Raw genomic sequence first — 21,162 nt, 5'->3', positions numbered from 1 at the left:
GTTTCCAATTTGACGGCTCTCGTCCCATTCAATCCGGGTTACAACTCATCCTCTGGTGAGATTCTGTGAATAAGCGAGCATTCGTGAGATAACTGCATCGTACCGAGGGAGCTTAATGCTAATATGGTGTTATTAGAAGTTGCATTCTACTTAGAATAGGCTTTTATAAACTTCTCTTGCTCCCTGGTCTATTTCACAAAATTTCTCATTTCGGGTAGGATTCTGTATGATTCTAAGTAGATCTGCTTTTATTTGCTCTCGCATATCTAAAGGCAATAACGGTAATAGGAATTGAATGCATGCGAATTGCCAACAGTCATCATCGCTATTCAATACTTTCTGTATTTGCGGAACTACGTCAATAGGTTTAAATTCGGGAAATATTTTACATAACTCTTGAGCTATTGGCCAATTAATGTCTTGAATCCATTCAAATAAATCATCCATAATTGATCCAAGATCAGTTTCATCATGATTAATATTTTTCAATTTTCCGATTGTATCCATATCGTGCTTATGTTGTGGAATTAAATCCTTAATATCTTTCAATTAGTTCACTCCTGATTGAGAATAGTGGAAATTACAGCATTTAGTGCTGTCTCATATAAGAAAAGAACTAATCGACGAACTACTCAAATTCTCCGTATTTTAATTTAGTTGATTGCTGCCTAGTTAGCTCAACGAGGCTGCCGTTTCATTCCGACAGCTTCGTCCTGGTGATTGTTAAGCTATAGTTACCCGTTAGCGTAATGAACGGTTATTACAACTTAATAGTGTTTTTCTTTGAACCGACCCAAACATCTCCAACTTTAACGCTATACGTTTTATCTGTATCCCCATCAGAAAAATGAATTGTTTCGACTCTGTATGCCTTCTCTTTAATAGCTTCAACATCTTTATCACTCATCCAACCCCGCTGGATATTGTCAATTAGGTCGCTCTCTGTGTAAACGTCACCATCAATATGTAGATGCCAATCAAACATTTCTAACTTTTCTCTTAGGTAAGTGTACTTGTGAAAAGGGAATTGTTTTTCATGATTTCCAACTTCAAACGTTTGGTCGTAAAAGTGAAGACAATCTTTATAAGCAGTTACCACCTGCGAGTTGATGAAGTGTGGGTCATATATCCATAACTTTAGATAAAAATCTTCATCAAATTCTGATAACTTTTCATGCCAACATCGATATACATCCAACATCTCTTCAAGGAGAAGGCGATTGTACCAGATAGGAGGATTTCTACGTGGGATGGCGTAAAATGGGTGAATCCAAAGTTTTGCATAATCCCTTTTGTAGTCATGTAGGTGTTCTATGTCTAAATCAATAACTCGTCGCTTCCACTTTTCAATTTTTCTTACGCGTCTTTTCCAGCCTCTTATTTTCTTCTTGTTGCTTATGAACAACTATAACCCTCCAAAAAAAAGTCTAATGATATTTATTCACGAAGGTTTTCAAACGCTTTCCTACGCATTATCAGTATAGTACACAATGCCCAAATACCAAATCCATTGTTACGTTAAACTGCCAGTTAGCTCAACAGTAAGATTCGCCTAATCAAATATTACAAATGCAAAAACCCGACCTCATGAGGTCGGGTTTTCCTTGGTGGAGGTGGAGGCGAGGGGTCTCGCCCCCCTGTCCGAAGCTTACACCATATAGGCTTCTACGGGTGTAGTCACAGTTTTGATGTCACCTTAGCAGACGTCTTATGAATTATCTATCTGCAGAAAACTCTTTCAATATCCTTGCTGTATCATCCATTGATTGAATTCCTTTTGCGATATCTACAATAAACTCAACAGCGTACTCGCGTTCCAGCTTTAAATGTTTACCATTAATCATAAGAAATGATTTAGTAACCAGATAGGCTGTACGTTTATTACCATTGTGGAAGCAATGATTCTTCACCAGAAACTCCAGTAGAGCCGCAGCTTTTTCAAATCAATCAGAATAAGCATCTTCTCCAAATATACTTTGTTGCGGTCTATGTACCGCAGATTCTAGCAAACCGCGATCCTTCACTCCTGACTGATCTGCGTCGTTCATTTTTCGCATCATGAAATAGTGGGCTGAAATGACCTCTTCTTTAGTTAAGCATATAATCATTTCATCGGTCCCTTAGTTCTTCAAGAATACTTTCATCTTCTTCAAACACGTCAAAAAACGCTTCAAGAACCTCTGGTCTATCAAACTCATCTAAAAATATAAATCAGAACACCATCCCCATTCGGATGGTGTTCTATCGTGGTGGAGGCGAAACGCGGCTGTATAACGCACGACTCACCGCCTGATACTTAGATTAGCCAAAGGTTGCTCACTCGCCCCAGTTTAACGGGGTTGAATTTTCACCTCTCTTTCAACTTGCTCTTTATATAATTGGGTAATACAAAAGAAGCGCGAAATATTTCAGGATTTACATATTTCGTTTCCTCCCACGGCAAACCATCTAAGTTAGCTTCGAGAGGGTCCCACTTTTTTGAGGCAACCGTAAAACTCCATATCCCCCCGGGAAATGAAGGGATCGAACATAAATAAGTGCGTACGATTGGAAATAGCTTTTTCAATCTGCTAATCGTTTGTTTCAAAATATCCGAATTGTAATAGGGTGAACCTGACTGAAAAACGACTATACCCTCATCAGTCAAACTATCGTGAACATACTGATAGAATTGATGTTTATATAGACTAACTGCCGGCCCATAGGGGTCTGATCTATCCACGAGAAGCACATCATATTTATTTTTTTGTTCCTGAATCCACTTATACCCGTCCTTTAATACGGTACTTATCAATTCACCCCGCGTTTGATCATCATCTTTTGTCATCCATAACCTGCACACTTCAATAACTCTCGGATCAATTTCCACTACATCTATCTGCTGCACGCTTGCATACTTCAGCGCTTCGCGGGCTGGCCCGCAATCGCCTCCTCCAATCATTGCCACTTTTTTAGGCTCAGGGTGAGTGGCCATTGCAATATGCGTAATCATTTCATTATAAATAAAGCCGTCTTTTGAAGTAACTTGGGGAGTCCCATCCAGAACTAGCATGCGGCCAAAACCCTTCGTTTCCACAATGCTAATCTCTTGAAAAGGCGATTGTTCATAGTGGAGCAGTGCTCCTACTTTATATCCAACTTCCATATCCAAATCCGGAAGATCATCCCATAACCACAGATCCTCATTTGTCTCCTTATAATAACCAGTTAATGAATGCCTTCTATCCTTCATGCTACACCCCACCGAATATTTATTTTTTTATTCGATCCAATAAAAGCCCGTCAGAACCGATATTTTCGCCCGTAACAAAATCTTTCATATAGTAAGAGAGATACATACCATAATTGGTATCGGTTTGAAGCAGTAGTTCGTCCACAAAATAGACTCCAGCAGGAATGTCATCAAGCAACAGGGCGGATAAGGCACCATAGATGCCACACGCAACCTGAAAATAAGTAGCATTTGTTTTATACTCGGAAAATATTTTTTTGTTATTCATCGTGTTATACATAAATCGTTCCTTGTCTTTGTAAACAAGAAGCACGCCTACCAAATCCTCTCCATCCAGTTCAGCATCCAACGGATCCAAAACCTTGTGGTTCCAATTCCAAAGATCGTTAGCATTACCAAGGTTCGAGCGGATTAAATCCGTAGTAAAGTCATTCACACGATAAAGAAAACCGATCTCCATATCAAAAGCTTTCCCAAGAGTAACAACCTCTTCATGCGGCATCAAGCAACCGTAAAACTGTTTGTTTCCGAGCGACACTTTAAACTCCATCTCATAAACAGCATTATAGAAAAAGAGAGGCATATGTTGCTTCATAAACATAGGATAGTTTAGTATGGCTTCATCCAAAAAGCATTCGGGCGACCATGTCGTATAAACCGTGTTTTTCTGAGCTAGCGATACATCCTTGTAAAATGTATTATCCTGTTCAACGATAAAGCAGCCTAGCGGATCTTCGCCTGGGGTTTGCCTTATCATTTCCAAGGCCATCCATTGCACGACGCCGGGATTCATTCCAGAGCCGATGATTGCCTTCGTATTTGTGAACCGTTCTCTATTTTTTTCAAAAATGCGGTATCGTTCCAATAACGTAAATCCTTCAAGCTCTTCTTTCTCGTCTACCATTGTATTTTCTAAAGCGGTGTTAATATACTGAACGCCTAATTCATTACAGCAATGAAGCATGTCGACTGTATCGGCCCATGAAACATCGATGACGAACGTTGTCTTCGTATCGATTAGATGCTGTCGAAACATACTCAAATCACTCAAATCCAACTGGTGCAACGTAGTCGTATGTTTTAAATGTGGAATAAATGGTTCGTAATACTCCATCCTCTTTTGTTTCTGATCAACTAAGTGAAGATTCATGCTGCTGATAAACGAATGGATGGGATCATTGACATCTTCAAACGACTTGTCTAATAAAGAGAGAATGGATTTAGCTACTCCCCCGGCGCAGCCAAGAATACTAAGGGTTATTTTTTGATTGTCCAAGTTCCTCAACTCCTTTAAGCCAAGATATTCATAGTAGATAGAATATGATCCAATCTATTACCTATCTGTAGAATCTATCGTTTCTCAATAACGTTGCTTCAATTCAATCCATAAACTAAACAGGATGCTGCTGGCAAAGTAGAACGTGGTCTTACAACGAACAATAGAGCCAAGACCTTTCGAAAAATGAGGTACACCTCATATAGTGGACATTGGAAAAACACCCTATGAAATCAATAGGGGGTGCTTTCCGTTATGACCAGAGATTCTGGAGATTGCTGATATGGGGCGGTTGAAGGTATGGATGAGGCGTTACAAGCAGATGGGCGACTTCGGGCTTAGAGACACTCGTGGGAAATGGGAAGAATAAGTCGATGAGAACCGTTATGTTAAGCGGCTAGAAATGGAGATGGCTGTTTAAAAAGTGGATGGCTATTACGTAGGCGGAGTTTTACCAGAGAAGTGTCGGCTCGTCTAAGAACTCCGAGAGCATTTCACCGTTGCATAGTTATATTAAGAAATCGGACTCTCCCGAAGCGGATTCTATGCCTATCTAAAGCGAAAAAGCACGGATAAGGACCGACCGCTCAAAACGTTGATACACGGCACCTTGGGACGCTATACAGCTGTTTACGGCTATCATCAGATTCAATTATTTCTACTATAGGATCATGGTATTTGAGTCAATCATAAGAAGGTTCTCCGACTCATGCAGGCAATGAGCCTACGTTCCGCAATACGTCGTAAATAACGTTATCATCGGGTATGGAACATAGGTGACCGAGTCGTGAGAAATACGTGAAACCGCGTTCTTTCAGAGCGTCTGCCACAGCCTGTGCCCAAGTTCCAACGTCCGCTTTACCTGCGTAAGTCAGCCCCACCCATCCTATTGAACTAAATCGTACAGATGTCACATTCCCCATGCTAACCCTCAAGTCTTCAAGTGGAATATTATCTATTTTTAACGCTCAATGACTTTGATTTTTTTCTTAGTTTTCGTATCGCAAATTTTCTTGTATCCTCGTAGCTGTCATGTACGCATTCTTCTAAAATCGCTTGGGGGAGAACTTTCCGCTTGTACATGCTGCAAATCAGAATATGACGGCAATACGAACACAATGTTTGGCTATATATGTAGATAAAAACGGATGGGTCCATTTTAATTGATCGGTTATCTAACAAATGCTCAACGTCCATAAAGACACCATGCCAGCCGCCATCCTCGTAGGATACTGTCAAACTTTGCACACCTTCGAATAAAACAGCCTCATCTTCATGCTTATAGCAATAACATAGTAGACTTAGAGCATTTGCGAGCTCCTTCTTTTGTTGAAGAAGATTTATTGCGAAATCGTGAATCCGATCTGGCGGTAAATGCTTCATCATCTCAAAAGCAACATTGCGTATGGATGGATTATCACTTTCGGCAAGTTCAAAAATATACGACTCAGCTAATGGAAAACGAATCTTTCTAAACGTCCATAGTAATTCTAACTTTATTTCTAGATTTGATTCTGCAATAGCGTATTTCGCTAATTTTAACCGTTCTTCTTCTGATGCCGCTTTCGCAAAACGGAGTGAAAGCCCTCGACTTCGTTTTTCTTTTGCTGCTTGAATCAAATCTTCTAAAGTTGGTGGATCCATATTTTGTTTGCTGGGAATCACGAGTTCAGATACGGAGTTTAGAAAGGCTTTTACATAATCAGATTTAATCGCACTATTCTGCAAGTATGAATCGACACGCTTGTTACCAAACTTGTTTTTTGCATAAGAGTAGAACCAATCCATACCCGCAGAATCACTTTTACTTAACGCATACTCACCGAGCTGCTTAACAATATTCTTGAATGCAGGAAATCCGTCAATTGATGTCAGTCTTACACAAAGCCATTCTAGGTTAATCTTATCTATTTGATTCGAACGATGTGAAGATAATTCAAGCATTTTATTATATTTTTGATATAACGATTCCCTTGCTCTAGTGCTGCCATCCTCTGAGAATAAACATAAAAGCTCACACAATTGATCGAATAACCATGTGTCTAGATTCTTTTGCGTAAACTTTAGAATGATTGCCTCTTCAAAATAGCTCTTATCTTCGAATAAACAGATTGCATGATATAAAAAAATACCGCGTCCACCTTCACATTGCATGTCATAACAAGTGTTACGAAGACAAGACCATAAGACGATATCTTTGTACTTTTCACGATTTCCGCTTTGTTTTAACTCCATATAAGAATGACCCAGTCCCCGTTTGAACGCCTCTTTGAATTGCGATTTTGTGCCTTTTCTTTTAATCAAGTAATGAACTCCTTTTCAATTCGACTAGCCATAAGCAACATTCCCCTATCAAGACCGTATAGCCCGATTCAAGCAAGCAAATGAACACGCTAAACAAAGGGTTTCACAATTATTGAAGATGACTGAGAAACCCCTTATTAAATTAAGCTAGTAACTTCGCAGAGCTTATAAATATTCATTAAAATGGCCAGCCCGGGAAACTTTCACCGTCATCCGAGTAGTCGCCAAGAATTAGTTCATAGATTACGTTCTCTGCAGGCATTGGGAGTGAACGGATATAAAGATTATCTATCGCTGGGCCTCCATCATCAATGCCAGCGCCTTTCACATGATGCTCCACCCGGCACTAGAATGACTTGGATTCACCAAGCCGATTCCTCGCTGTATTAACGATACAAACAAAAACACCGTCAGCGTTAAACTCATTATACGTTTGTACAAGTTACTACTGCTCCTTGTATGTTTTAATCACACTAAACTTTAATCTCGTTGAATCAATATCGATCATATCTATCAGTAAAGTAGCACGATTTTCCCTCGCTGCATTTTATCATAGTAGTTAAGGCCATTAATGAAACATAAAGAAAACTTTAGCTTCACGTTTATACTAAAACATGCCAAAAAAACAGACTACAAAGCGAATTGGATGTAATAACTTTTTTGATTCGATGCGGTATTAAGCGACTGTAACAGCTGCCGCGGCAAAGCGGCCGCATCCCTACGGTGCATATTTTGGTTATGAGATTGCCCACAGCTTGTAATTGAGGATTTTATTACCGCTTTTAACACATTTTCTTTTTATGATGCTATCATTAAGATAATCAACTTATTTATAACGCATCTTGTAGATTGGGGTCGACTTCATCATGAGGGATATTCTTCGATTTGGTTCTCGTACGATCTTGCTTTACATAACTGTTATCGTTGTAGTTGTTGGTTTGGTCGCAAGCTATGCCGTCGTATATGCACCGGATTCCCCTCAGATTCAAAGCGAAGAAGGCGTGCTAGATTTAACGGAGGATTATGTTAGTAAGAATCCGCTAAAGTTACAAGGGGAATGGGCGTTCTACTGGCAAGAGCTGCTATCGCCAGAGGATATACGGAGCCGCATGGAAAACGGTGGACAGATTAATCGCTATATCAACATTCCCGGATCCTGGCTAGGCTACCCGTTGGATGGACAAGAGCTGAGCGGAGAAGGTTTCGCAACATTTCGGCTGGTCATTGAGCTTAGCAAGCAGGATAGGAATGAGCGGCTTGCTCTCCGGCTGCCTTCTATATTTCATGCGTATAAATTGTGGGCGAATGGAGAGCTGCTGGCAGAAGTCGGTGAGGTGGGTCCGGACAAGAGTCGCGTGAAACCGCATCTGGCAACGAAGCTTGTGTTCTTCCAGCCCGAAAACGACACTTTAGAGCTTGTTATGCAAGTAGCGAACTTTCATCATAAGCGAGGCGGCATCACCCAATATATAGAACTGGGTGGCAGCAGCGTGTTAACGGTCAGGACAAATCTGAAGATTGCCACAGATATGTTCATAACTGCATGTCTGCTGGTGATTGGATTGTATAATCTGCTGTTGTTCGTGCTGCGACGCAAGGACAAGGCGCCGTTGTACTTTGGTTTGTTCACCGTGTTGTTCGGCATCCGCTCCTTGCTGAACGGCGAGCTCATGATTACGCAATTGCTTCCTCATTTTCCGTGGGAATTGCAGTTCAAGATCGAGTATTTGATTCTTTGCATCAGTGGTTATATCATCACCATGTATTTTGAATGCATTTTTCCGAATTATGTGTCCTGGTGGTTTCGTCTTGGCACCCGTATCGCAACGGGCGCACTTTGTTTACTTGTTGTAATGACCCCTGCGCTTATCTATTCAAAAATGTTACTGGTGATTGGTGTAATCGTTGTTCTGCACATGGTGTATCTGATGGTTGGGCTTGCCCAAGCGGCCGTGCGGCGTATAGAGGGAGCGCTGATCTTCCTGTCGGTGTCTGTGGTTACTCTTGTTACGGTTATCAACGATTTTTTATACTACAACGAATGGTCGCTAATCGGAAATACATCTCCATTTGGCCTGTTGGTATTTACGATCGCACAGATGATTCTGCTTTCTTCAAGATTTACGAGGGCGGCAACGAACGAAGAGAGGATTGCACGTGAGTTGCTGGAAGCTAATAACAAGCTGACTGAAATGAATACCAATTTAGAGCGGATCGTAATGGAGCGCACACATGCGTTATCCGCAGCCCACGAGGATCTCCGCACGTCCTATGAGCGGCTACTCCACTCAGAGCAAGGGAGGAAAAAGCTGCTTGCCTACATTACGCATGATTTGCGCATGCCGCTGTCCAGCATGCTTGGTTATGTCGAAGCTGTGAAGGACATGGTTAAGCCGGAGCGCAATGAACAGTACCTGAAGTATATCCGGGATAACACGATAAGGATTAACCGCATGATCGAGGAGTTGTCTTTCTTGTCGCATCTAGAGACGGGACAAGTAGCGTATCGAATGGAGCCGGTTCATGCCATTCCCTTCTTGCGTGATTTTTTTGAACAATATGAGCTGGTTGTGCGTGACGCCGGGCTCCATTTCATATTGGAAATCGGAAATACGGAAAATCAACGGTCTGACTTGCCTGTTATCGAGATGGATGGGCAAAGATTGGAGCAGGCGTTGTTTAATCTAGTGTCGAACGCGATGAAGTTCACCTCTACTGGTGGGACGGTGCGTCTTGCACTAGCCGTGGACGAGGCGCAAGATACCCGCTGTGCGATAATTAGCGTACAAGATTCTGGCACGGGTATTCCCCCAGAGCAGCTAGAGCAAATCTTCGATCGCAATTATAGGTATGATCGATCGGGCATGGAAATGGAAGTAGAGGGCAGCGGACTCGGGCTGGCGATTTGCAGGGAAATCGTACAAGCGCACGGAGGGGCGGTTCGAGCGGAGAGTGACGGCAAGACGGGGTCGATATTCTATATATCGCTGCCTTTGTATTCGAGAAGCAGGAAGGTGACAGCATGAAGGAAACGCACAAGATTATGATCGTCGATGATGATCCCCATATCTGTGAGATTGTTCAGGCATATTGTGAACGGGAAGGCTTTATAGCCTCGTATAGCCACAGCGGGACAGAAGCCATGAAGCTGCTTGCGTCGCTCGATCCGGATTTGATTGTACTGGATGTAATGCTGGCTAATGAAGACGGCATTGATTGGTGCAGGAACGCACGTATCTACACGAATGCGCCGATCATATTTCTGAGCAGCCGTGAGGAAGACGAGGTGAAAATCAGCGCATTATCCTACGGCGGCGACGATTATGTGACCAAGCCGTTCAGTCCGGGCGTACTCATGGCCAAAATCAAGGCACACCTTCGCAGAGTGTCGACAAGCAGAAAAGAACAACTGCTGGAGTTACCGGGTATGGCGCTGGATTTCTACGCACAGTCCGTCAACATAGATAGTAACACCATCTTTTTATCAAAAAAAGAATTTAGTTTACTGTCCTATTTGGCACAAAACGTCAATCGTGTCGTCACTGTCGATACGTTGTTCCATCTCATCTGGGGAATGGAGAGTTTGGAGGATACGAGAACGGTCGCTGTACACATCAGTAATTTACGAAAAAAAATCGAGGCTGTTCCCGTCAATCCTGAGAGAATCATTACGATTCGGGGGGCCGGATATATGCTGGTTGCCAGCAAGCGCGAAAGTAGCGATAAGGTTGGTAGTGTTCACGACTGAAGCTAATACACTACGATTAATCACATCCAAGATAAAGCGACAAAAGCGAAGTGGGGCGAGCGGTGAAACCATGCGCCGCAAGGGATTCAGGCATTTTTGAAGGGTCGAAAAGTGGTTCGCATAATATGGTGTCATACGAAAGACCACCTCCGGTTTACTTTAGAAGGTGGTCTTTCGTGCTAATTTCCCGCTACATCCCATGTTTTAATCTCGTCTCATAAATAACAGAACACCAGGAAACTTCACCGAATATTGATATCTATATACTTCTAAATATTGACTCGACGTATCCCCGCCACGCACGCCGCTTGTATGGAATGTCAGTTACGGTTGCATAATGTTCGCCGATTCATTCACATGCCCGTGAACGAGTCCCTTGTACTACGGTACAGTCCGTGGTTCAAGCACTTGCCGGTGACGCGCTTTTCTTCCTGCTAACACAGTACAATATAACCAAAAAAAAGAGGGGCATTGCCCCTCTTCATTACTTTTAGGTTTTAGATGAGATCCGACTGCTTAAGCAGTCTTTGGATCAGCGTCGCTACTTCGGCGCGGGTGACATTGGCTTTGGCTTCGAGCTTGTCGCCGCTACGGCCAAGAATCAGTCCTGCCTTGGCAGCTATCGCGATGCTGTCCGCGGCCCACGTGCCCATATTGGCGCTGTCGGCAAACTTGCCAAGCACCACTTCCTTATCGGGCATGCCCGTTGCCTTGGCGAGACCCGTCAGCTTCATCGTCTTGGCGATGACAACCATTGCCTGCTCTCGCGTAATCTTGGTGTTCGGCTGAAAGGTGCCGTCCTCAAAGCCCGAGACCAGGCCGTAATCTAAGGCTGTCTGAATGGCGCTCGCATACCAAGCATCCGTTGCGACATCGCTGAAGCTCTGCGATCCTTCGCCCAGCCTCAGTCCCAATGCTCGCACGATCATCGCCACGAACTCGGCGCGGGTGATGTCCGCGTCCGGATTAAACGTTGTCTCGTTCACGCCATGGATGATGAGACGCGCCCCCATATCGTTCACTGCTCCCTTAGCCCAATGCTTCTCTACATCGGCAAAGGAGATTGGATGCCAAACGACCGTGTACGTGCTGTTAGTCAAACTATTGATTTTCGCATAATATTTGCCTTCAACCAGAATGACCTTGGTCGGTACGTGCCGCACCGATCCGTCCGGTTCAACGACGACGCCCGTCGTAATCCGGTTCAGGTCGATGCCATCAGGTAAAGCGACCATTCGCTCGACATAGACGTTATATGTCTTGATTTCGACCGTTTTCCCGCCGTAGGTACCTGTGACCGTGAAGTCAACTGCAGGCACGACAATAGAGAACTCGCCCTTTGCCGCCGCGCTCTCGACTACCTTGGCCATCATGTCCGGTGTTTGCGCAACCGTGATTTTCAATTGAATATCCTCCAGCTTCACGTTGCTGCCGAGCTTACCGGCTATTTCGTCAATGTTGATTTCCAGAGCCGGCAACGTGTAGGTTCCCCTGTCCGTCTGCAGGACGAGCGTGGTCGAGAGATTCTCCATATTTTTAACCATTTGGCCGTTTAGCTCGCCGACAATGACATTCGACGCCGACTTGACCGGAATGGTAACGACGGCATTCGCGCCCTCCGCATCCAGCTTCGACTGAAGTTTGGCCGGATCAACGACAACCGTCGTCGTCTTGACGCCGCCCGATTCCGTCGTTGTTGCTTTGCCCGCATTTTCAACTTTGCCGTTAACCAGCACGTCGACCGACTCTTCGTTCGGACCGGTCGAGGCTTCGTTAGTAGGCTGCGTAACCGGCTGTTCGATAATAACGCGTGCTGCAGTTTGACCGAACTTCACGACATGGCCTTGCTCGTCTACCTCGGCTACGCCGATCTTGTCGCCGTTCGCTGCCGGGACCAAGCGATCGCTTGGTACGGCCAGGTAACCGCTAAGCGTGTCGCCGACATTCGGTACGTTTACGATGCCGCTGCCGAAGTTGAAGTAGACCAGTCGGTGCTCGCCATCGGCGGAAGGCGTTACATCAATTCGGGTTTTGCCATCGTTTGCCGCGCCGCTAGGATCTACGGCGGTCACCGTCAAGCCTCCAGCCGGAACGGAAGCATTCGTCGTGAAGATCAGCGTAGTTGACGGCCCCGCCGGAACAGAGCCGCTGCTAGCTACCCGCACCTGAACCGTATGCTCGCCGCTCAGTTGCGGCATGTTGGTTCCGTCATATCGGACGTAAGCCCCACCGTCAACCGAGAATTCCATCGTAGTGTCCAGGCCGATAATCACATTGCTCGCATCGTCGGCACTCACATTCGGCGACGCTGGAATGGTTGCATCCGAGTCATGGATGGTTGCCTGAGCCGGGATAGAGGCAAATGCCGATTCCGTCGCTGCTGCTCGTACATAATAGACGCCAGGCGTTAGCCCGACAACCGACGTCCCCGTTATATTCGTCCATGTTTCCGTATTCCCTATTTTAAACTCCATCGTGAGTTCTACGTTGAGAATAGAACCGTCATTAGCTCCTTTATAGGTGATATCCGTCACCGTTATATCAACCGGAGCTGCCGGGCGGGACGGCAGGCTCAGCATCTGCGCCGTGCTGTCGGCCGTCGTCGTGCCGTCGCCTTTCTTCACTACGTTCACCGCCACACCCAGCCAACTGCCGTCGATCGCCGCTTTGCCGCTGCCGTCCGCCGTCACAGGCGTACCGTTAATGGTGTAGGCCCCGTTTGGCGCAAGTCCCGTCAGTTGTTCCGCGGCATAGTCGATCACCGCTTCCGGTGTCAGTTCCAACGGTGCTCCATACGCCGTGATTGTTACTGTCTGCGCATCAGAAGCGAAGGCCGAAGACGTTGCTTTGACGCGCACGTAATACGTATCCGGCGCCAACTCCGTAACGTTCGTACCGGTTACGCTTGTCCAACTGCCAGCCGTCCCCTTCTTGTACGCCATCGCCGACGTCACGTTCGTCAACGTTCCGTTATTGCCATTGATAGTTGTCTCGTCCGTCTTTCCTGCGGTCGGCATAGCCGGGCGGGACGGCACGCTGACTGTCTGCGCCGTGCTGTCGGTCGTCGTCGTGCCGTTGCCCTTCTTCACCACGTTCACCGCCACGCCCAGCCAACTGCCGTCGATCGCCGCTTTGCCGCTGCCATCCGCCGTCACAGGCGTGCCGTTAATGGTATAATCGCCGTCCGGCTCAAGTCCCGTCAACTGTTCCGCCGTGTAGTCGATCCCCGCCTCCGGTGCCGTCTCAGGCGACCCGATGAACGCCGCAATCGTTACCGTCTGCGCTACGGATGCGAAGGCCGAGGACGTTGCTTTGACGCGCACGTAATACGTATCCGGCGCCAACTCCGTAACGTTCGTACCGGTTACGCTTGTCCAGCTGCCAGCCGTCCCCTTCTTGTACGCCATCGCCGACGTCACGTTCGTCAACGTTCCGTTGTTGCCATTGATGGATGTCTCGTCCGTCTTTCCTGCGCTCGGCATAGCCGGGCGGGACGGCACGCTGATTGTCTGAGCCGTGCTGTCGGTCGTCGTCGTGCCGTTGCCCTTCTTCACCACGTTCACCGCCACGCCCAGCCAACTGCCGTCGATCGACACTTTGCCGCTTCCGTCCGCCATCAAAGGCGTACCGTTAATCATGTAGGCGCCGTTCGGCTCAAGTCCCGCCAACTGTTCCGCCGTGTAGTCGATCCCCGCCTCCGGTGTCGTCTCAGGCGACCCGATGAACGCCGCAATCGTTACCGTCTGCGCAACGGATGCGAAGGCCGAAGACGTTGCTTTGACGCGCACGTAGTACGTATCCGGCGCCAATTCCGTAACGTTCGTACCGGTTACGCTTGTCCAGCTGCCAGCCGTCCCCTTCTTATACGCCATCACCGACGTCACGTTCGTCAACGTTCCGTTATTGCCATTGATGGATGTCTCGTCCGTCTTTCCTGCGCTCGGCATAGCCGGGCGGGACGGCACGCTGACTGTCTGCGCCGTGCTGTCGGTCGTCGTCGTGCCGTTGCCCTTCTTCACCACGTTCACGGTTACGCCCAGCCAGCTGCCGTCGATCGGCACTTTGCCGCTGCCGTTTGCCGTCACAGGCGTACCGTTAATGGTGTAGGCGCCGTTCGGCTCAAGTCCCGTCAACTGTTCCGCCGTGTAGTCGATCCCCGCCTCCGGAGTCGACTCAGGCAATGCCGCTGCGGTAACCGTGATCGTTGCCGTCCCTTTTTTGCTACCATCTACCGTTGACGTTGCCGTAATCGTATAATCGCTTAGCGCAGCATCTGCCGCGACCGTCACATTCCCCGTGCCGTCCACCGCCACCTTCGCGTCGCTGCTCGTCCACTTAACCGTCGTCATTACGCCGTTAATCGCATCTACCGCAGCCGTAAGTTGCTTGCTGCCTCCTTGCGCCACGTTTGCGCTAGCCGGGCTGACGCTTACGCTGTTAATGGCCGGCGGTACGATACCCGATTGCACGATCGCTCCGAATCCGCCCCCCGCGAGGTACGTGCTGTTTCCATAGGTAACACTATAGAAATCATTTGCATTACCGCTTGTCCGGCTCCTCCAGCTCGCTCCGTTGCCGGAGGTCACAATCGAACCGGTTGCACCTACTGCCACATACATGCCGTTTCCGTAGGTGGCGCCATTGAGATGATTCGCAATGCCGCTCGTTCGACTCGTCCAGCTAACCCCGTCATTAGAGGTCACAATTGTTCCGCTGTTCCCCACTGCCACATACATGTCGTTTCCGTAAGTGACGCCATTGAGGATATTCCCGGTGCCGCTCGCTCGGCTGACCCAACTCACTCCATTGCCCGAGGTCACAATCGTTCCGCTATTCCCCGCCGCTACAAACATGTCGTTTCCATAGGTAACAGCCTTCAGATTATTGGCAGTGCTGCTCGGCTTGATCGTCCAGTTCACTCCGTCGCCGGAGGTTACAATGATTCCTCCCGCACCTATCGCCACAAAGGTATCGTTTCCGTAGGTAACGCCAGTTAGCTGATTCGTGGTGCCGCTCGTTCGAACCGTCCAGTTCAATCCATTGCTTGAAGTTACAATCGTACCGTTTAACCCCACCGCCACATACAATTCGTTCCCGTAAGCGACGCCATATAGATGATTCGTCGTCCCGCTCGATCGGTTCGTCCAACTCACGCCGTCGCTTGAGGTTATAATCGTTCCGCCTGCACCAAGCCCCAAATACATGCCGTTAAAGTAAGAGAGTCCAAGTATGCTAGTTAGCGTGCCGATCATTCGGTCCGTCCAGCTTATTCCGTCCAAAGAAGTTAAAATAATCGTTTCTCCTACTACTACATACGTGCCGTTTCCATTGGTGACGCCGGTTAGCGTAATGGTTGTGCCACTGCTTTGGCTTGTCCAGCTCGCTCCGCTGCTGGAAGTTAGAATCGCTCCATTGCTCCCTACAGCCGCAAAATTGCCGTTATCGAAGCTGATGCCGTGTGCAATAAGAGAATTGGTTGATCCGTTTACCCAGTTCACTCCATTGCTGGAGGTTAGGGTCCTTCCGTTTTGACCCAACGCCACGAACAGACCGTTACCGAATGCGATGTCGGATAATGCAAGCGCATACCCGCTGGTTGGGCTCGTCCAGCTCGTTCCGTTGCTCGAGGTAACAATGGTTCCATTGTTTCCGACCGCTACGTACATGCTTTTTCCGTAGTCGACGCCCATTAAATTATTCGAAGTGCCGCTCGTTTGGCTCGTCCAGTTCACTCCGTTGCTGGAGGTCAGAACCCTTCCGCCTGCACCCACTGCCACAAAGCCGTTTCCGTAGGTTATGCTAGTTATTATGCTCGTAAGGTTGCTCGTTCGGCTCGTCCAGCTCACTCCATCGCCAGAGGTTAGAATCGTTCCGCCTGCACCCACTATCACAAACATACCGTTTGCGTAGATAACGTCATATAGTAGATTCGTAGTACCGCTCGCCCTGCTCGTCCAGCTAGCTCCGTCACTCGAGGTTAGAATCGTCCCTTTGCTCCCTACCGCCACATAGGTACCGTTACCGAAAGTAACTTCGGTTAGCGTATTCCCCGTAGGCAACGGACTCCGAATATTCCACTCGTCAAGAGACTCTGCATAAGCATACTGAGGAATATTGGCCACGATTAATAAGAATACGATGATTAGCGATATCCAACGTTTGATCATTATTTTCTGCCACCGCCTTCAAGCTGATTAACTCCACGTTGACATTATAAGGGAAGCGATGTTGCAAAATTGTTGCAAAACAAAAAGAACCCGCTTTGAAATGCAGGTTCCTTCGTGCGATAGAATTCAATTGGTGAAGGCGCGGAGCAACTCGGAAAGCTTTTCGCCCGGAACGGCTCCCAGTTCGGTATGAATCAACTCGGCGTATGCTTCATAGTAGGCAGCTGCGCGTTTGGAACCGCCAACGCGATGCTGCAGCTTCAGAGCCGATTCCCGCAGCGATTCATCGTAAGGCTCATGTTCGACCAACTGATCGGCCAACCGCATCGCCTTAAGCGGCTCCGCCTCGGCTCGCTCGTAATACAAGAGCAGCTTCATCCCCAGGTGCAGGAAATACTGACGATACTGCTTGCGGTAAGGCTCGCACCAGGCGCCGTCGAACTCCTGCAGGAACGGTCGGCTGCAACGGAGAATTAACTGATCGACAAAAGCCAGGTTGTCCGGGATCGGCTCGACGGCGTCCAGCACGAGCCGCTCTAATTCCGCCGCGTCCACCGACGGCGCCTCATCGGACAAATCCAGCCTGTAGCCGTTTCTGACGGAAACCAGCGCCATTTCCGAGCGGTAATCCCGTAACGTCTTGTTGATCCTGCTAACCGTGCTTCGAAGGTTGATGCCCGCCTTCTCCTCATTCTGGGTCGGCCAGAGCGCCTCAAACAACTCCCACTTGCTGACCTCCTTGTTCCAAGGCTGCAGCAGCATATACGCGAACAACTCCGCACACTTGGCCGTCACCCAGCGAACCGGCTCGAGGGTATCGTCCATGTGCAGCGCGAACTTGCCGAATAGCGCGGCATCGGCCGTCCGTTGTCCGCCGCTGCCGACGGCTCCTTCACGATGCTGCCGTCTCTTGCCGACGCGTTCGAGAGAACGCTCCAAATCCTCCTCCATCACCGGCTTTAGCAAATAATCGAGCGCATTCACCCGGAAAGCGTCAATTGCGTATTGGTTGTAGGCGGTAATGAACACGACTTCCATGTCGAGCTTGTCCGCATATACCCGCTCCGCGATTTCCAATCCGCTCAGCTCCGGCATTTCGATATCCAGAAACAGCACATCGGGCTGCAGCGCTTTTGCCATACCAAGCGCCTCGTGAGGATTCACGCAGCGACCCAACACCTTCACGCCGGCTTGAACCAACATTCTGTCCACTTGCTCTGCAACGAGCAGTTCGTCATCTACGACAATCGCCGTTATCATCCTGCAACGTCCCCCTCTCCGTCAGATCCGGCCGTTCCCACGCTGGAAGGAATCAGGAAAGTGACGGTCGTGCCCTTGCCCTGAACGCTCTCCACCAGCAAGCCTTGCCCGAACTCGTTCATTAGCCGCTTATGTACGTTGATCAGACCGATGCTTCCTTCCAGCCGCTCCGGCTTCGCGATTCGATCCAGCTGTTCTTCAGTCATGCCGACCCCATCGTCCAGTACGGCTATACGCAAGCCCTGCGGCTCCAGCTTCGCCCGAATGACCACTGTGCCTCCCGATAATCGCTTCATGATGCCGTGACGAATCGCATTTTCGACCAATGGCTGCATGATCAACGCCGGAATCAACGTCTCCGTTCGGACATTCACATCCCATTCCACATTCAAACGTGTGCCGAATCGGGCCAGCTCCAGCTCGACATAGGATTTGGTGAGAGACAGCTCCCGCTTCAGGCTGACCTTGGCCTGTCGGGGATCCAGATCGAAGCTGAGCCGCAAATAGTTGCTGAATTCGCCCAACAGCTTGCCTGCCCGCGCGCCGTCGCTGTAGCATAACGAAATAATGCCGCTTAAGGAATTGTATATAAAATGCGGCTTGATCTGTGATTGCAGAAACAGCGTCTCCATATGAATGGCCTGCTTGACGGCTTCTTTCAAACGAAGCATCGTCTGCACCCGAGCCAGCAGCTCCTTGCCGCTGAACGGCTTTACTAGAAAGTCGTTGGCCCCGGCCTCGAGGCCCATCGCAATATCAGCAGGCGAGCTGCGTACCGTCAGCAGCAGAACGGGCAGCTTGTAAAGCGGGTGTTCCTCTCGAATCCGCCTGCACACTTCATACCCGGAAAGCTCGGGCATCATCACATCCAGCAGGACAAGCGATAGATCGCCGCGATGCTGCTGGATCAGCTTGAGCGCGTCCGCTCCATTATACGCCACGAGAACGTGATAACGACGGGGCGCGAATAACTCCTGCAGTACCTTGATATTGGAGGCATCGTCATCCACCAGCAGGATCTTCACCTTGGGAGATCCCTCCATTGCGTTCGGAGCCGAGTCTTCAACCGTCTGCGAGCTTGCCCCGGACAGCAGCGTCGATTCCACGCCAACAGCGGCTTCTGCCCAGGCTGCCTCTGGTTCCCTCTGCGTTGCCGATGCCTCCGGCAGGCGCAGCGAGAACACAGAACCTCTTCCCGGCTCCGACCACTCCAATTCCAGATTGCCGCCCATTTGCATCGCAAGAGCTTTCGATATTTTCAGACCTAGACCGGAAGATTGGAACATCGAAACCGCCGGTTCATCGCCGCCTTCGTACAGATGGGCTTTGAACAACTCCCGCTGCCTATCCTCGCTCATCCCCGTGCCGGTGTCCGTGAACGTCAGGCTTAGCCAGCCTTCTCGGGACTCCGCGGCCACCGCAACGCTTCCCCTTTCCGTAAATTTCAACGCATTGCCGACCAGATTCACGAGAATTTGCTTCAGACGGTTTTCGTCGGTAAACAAATAGTAGGTTCCCGGAGGCACCTGATTGACCAGCCGCACTTGATCGTTCCTGCGCATGATTGTTAACGCTTCGAGCGTGGCCTGCAGCGTGCCGCTAACGTCGAAATAACGGTTGTGGAACGCCAAACTCCCTCGCTGCAAGCTCTGAAAATCGATAATATCGTTCACCAGCGTAGACAAGCGGTTCGCTTGGGCAATGATGAAGTTCAGATTGTCGCGATGCCGATGCGCCATCTCCTCGCCGCTCTGGTCGATGACCACCTGCGCCAGATTGATAATGCCGTGCAGCGGTGTTTTGAACTCGTGGGACGTATGGATAAGAAACTCGTCTTTTTGGCGGTCGTACACAATGAGTTGTTCGGCCAATCGCTCGTTCCGCGCGAATGCGTCGCGCAATCGGTCCGACATGAGAAACGATTGCGATAGAACGAGAAACAGCAGCGTGACGATCATATAATATGGGTTGTCGAGCGCCAGCTGATAGCGCGTTTGGGCATACACCCAGCTAATAATAAGGAAGAATAGGCCGAGCAAAATATAGTAAACCTGAACTCCGCCATTCCGATAACGAAAAATCCAGCGAATCAAGAACGCGAAGGTGATTAATTGCAGGATGATCCCGAGCCAAAGAATATCGACCAGATAGTCGTTCGGCAGGGCAACCAATACGATCAAATAGACGTAAGAGACTCGTCTCAGCCATTTATATTCCGTGCTCCCCTTAAGGTCCAGGTACAGATAGACGTAGAGAGTAAACGAGAAGACGGATACGTAAGGCAGGATAAAGAGCATCTTCTGCAACAAAAGGAAGGATATGCCTGGAAATAGGGTCGCCATGACGATTTCGTTGTCGATGCTGAAGAACAACCCTAATGATAAGCAGAACAAACTGAAAAAGACGAGATACGGCTCCTTCGTCCATTGCTTGAACGTACCTGCAAAATAAACCCCGAATACCAGCAGCGCGGTGATGACAATCATATCTGCCAGACGGGCATTATCGCGCCTGGCCATTACATCGTCAGTTAATCCGAATTCCGGCGCTTGTACCAATCCACCTTCCAAGTAGCGGTAGCTAGCTATCTGAATGATAACATCAATGGTGTCGGTATCCGCTCTGATCGTGCCGAAAAATGGTAGATTGCTAGGTACGAATCGATCCGCTGACAGATCCGGTTTTCCGGTACCGCCTAGGTCCGATCCGTCCATATAGATGTGACTGGACATACGAATTTTTTTACCTCTAAGGCTATAAAAACCAGGATCGCTAACCTCAATTCGCAGACGGTACGTACCCGCTCCATACCCGCTGCCAGAAGAAACAACATCCTTCCAACCTCCGGGAACTTGAACGATTCGGCGCTCCGCTTCCAGTGTCTTGTCACTTGTGTGAAAATCTTGCGGGGTCAGCAGTTTGTTCTCGTAAAATTCCCATTCTCCCCGCAGTGGTACAATTCCTTGCTTCGCAAAATCCCATTGTCTGGCGTCCAGCACTCCTCCTCTCGCTTCCGGGTACTGAAACGTAGGATTCAGCCACTCATAGATGAATAGCGATGTAACGACGGTGAAGACAACAACCATGCCGATTAGAACTGTCAATTGCTTTCTCATTAAGTCCGTTTCCCTTTTCCCACAACTTGTCATTCGTACAATGACCTAAATATACTACA

At 48.3% G+C, this 21,162-nt stretch carries 12 protein-coding genes; 2 read left to right on the top strand and 10 right to left on the bottom strand.

Annotated features, from left to right (window positions below; all coding sequences use genetic code 11):
- Positions 1 to 150: 150 nt before the first annotated feature.
- The 7 genes from AC0YN3_RS26135 to AC0YN3_RS26105 all read right to left on the bottom strand — a co-directional run bounded on the left by AC0YN3_RS26135 (position 151) and on the right by AC0YN3_RS26105 (position 7,140).
- Positions 151 to 549: a DUF5071 domain-containing protein gene (locus AC0YN3_RS26135; protein ID WP_475777850.1), complete on the bottom strand. Its 399-nt coding sequence runs from the start codon at positions 547 to 549 to the stop codon at positions 151 to 153.
- 211 nt (positions 550 to 760) lie between these two features.
- Positions 761 to 1,405: a hypothetical protein gene (locus AC0YN3_RS26130; RefSeq protein WP_475777849.1), complete on the bottom strand. Its 645-nt coding sequence runs from the start codon at positions 1,403 to 1,405 to the stop codon at positions 761 to 763.
- A 310-nt stretch (positions 1,406 to 1,715) separates the two neighbouring features.
- Positions 1,716 to 1,910, bottom strand: coding sequence for a type II toxin-antitoxin system death-on-curing family toxin (locus tag AC0YN3_RS26125; RefSeq protein WP_475777848.1), 195 nt, complete (start codon positions 1,908 to 1,910; stop codon positions 1,716 to 1,718).
- A 437-nt stretch (positions 1,911 to 2,347) separates the two neighbouring features.
- Entirely contained in the window at positions 2,348 to 3,232 is an 885-nt protein-coding gene (gene speE, locus AC0YN3_RS26120) for a polyamine aminopropyltransferase (RefSeq protein ID WP_475777847.1), read from the bottom strand.
- A 19-nt stretch (positions 3,233 to 3,251) separates the two neighbouring features.
- Positions 3,252 to 4,508, bottom strand: a complete 1,257-nt coding sequence (locus tag AC0YN3_RS26115) for a saccharopine dehydrogenase NADP-binding domain-containing protein (RefSeq protein ID WP_475777846.1) — start codon at positions 4,506 to 4,508, stop codon at positions 3,252 to 3,254.
- Positions 4,509 to 5,459: 951 nt separating this feature from the next.
- Positions 5,460 to 6,812, bottom strand: coding sequence for a hypothetical protein (locus tag AC0YN3_RS26110; RefSeq protein WP_475777845.1), 1,353 nt, complete (start codon positions 6,810 to 6,812; stop codon positions 5,460 to 5,462).
- Between the two features lie 178 nt (positions 6,813 to 6,990).
- Entirely contained in the window at positions 6,991 to 7,140 is a 150-nt protein-coding gene (locus AC0YN3_RS26105; protein WP_475777844.1) for a hypothetical protein, read from the bottom strand.
- Positions 7,141 to 7,678: 538 nt separating this feature from the next.
- On the opposite strand from AC0YN3_RS26105, the gene AC0YN3_RS26100 reads away from it, so the two are divergent.
- A complete protein-coding gene (locus AC0YN3_RS26100) occupies positions 7,679 to 9,838 on the top strand; it encodes an ATP-binding protein (RefSeq protein ID WP_475777843.1) in 2,160 nt (719 codons plus the stop codon).
- Entirely contained in the window at positions 9,835 to 10,560 is a 726-nt protein-coding gene (locus AC0YN3_RS26095; protein WP_475777842.1) for a response regulator transcription factor, read from the top strand. The genes AC0YN3_RS26100 and AC0YN3_RS26095 overlap by 4 nt, the downstream gene beginning before the upstream one ends.
- Positions 10,561 to 11,057: 497 nt before the next feature.
- On the opposite strand, the gene AC0YN3_RS26090 is transcribed toward AC0YN3_RS26095, so the two are convergent.
- The 3 genes from AC0YN3_RS26090 to AC0YN3_RS26080 all read right to left on the bottom strand — a co-directional run bounded on the left by AC0YN3_RS26090 (position 11,058) and on the right by AC0YN3_RS26080 (position 21,103).
- A complete protein-coding gene (locus AC0YN3_RS26090; protein ID WP_475777841.1) occupies positions 11,058 to 16,727 on the bottom strand; it encodes an S-layer homology domain-containing protein in 5,670 nt (1,889 codons plus the stop codon).
- A gap of 126 nt (positions 16,728 to 16,853) precedes the next feature.
- Complete coding sequence (locus AC0YN3_RS26085) at positions 16,854 to 17,987, bottom strand: response regulator (RefSeq protein ID WP_475777840.1); 1,134 nt, start codon at positions 17,985 to 17,987, stop codon at positions 16,854 to 16,856.
- A complete protein-coding gene (locus tag AC0YN3_RS26080; protein ID WP_475777839.1) occupies positions 17,984 to 21,103 on the bottom strand; it encodes a hybrid sensor histidine kinase/response regulator in 3,120 nt (1,039 codons plus the stop codon). Before AC0YN3_RS26080 ends, AC0YN3_RS26085 begins: the two co-directional genes overlap by 4 nt.
- Positions 21,104 to 21,162: the final 59 nt, after the last annotated feature.

Source organism: Paenibacillus sp. J22R232 (genome assembly GCF_056269165.1).
The sequence above is the reverse complement of the archived record's forward strand: the minus strand, read 5'-3'. Positions and strand labels throughout refer to the sequence as shown.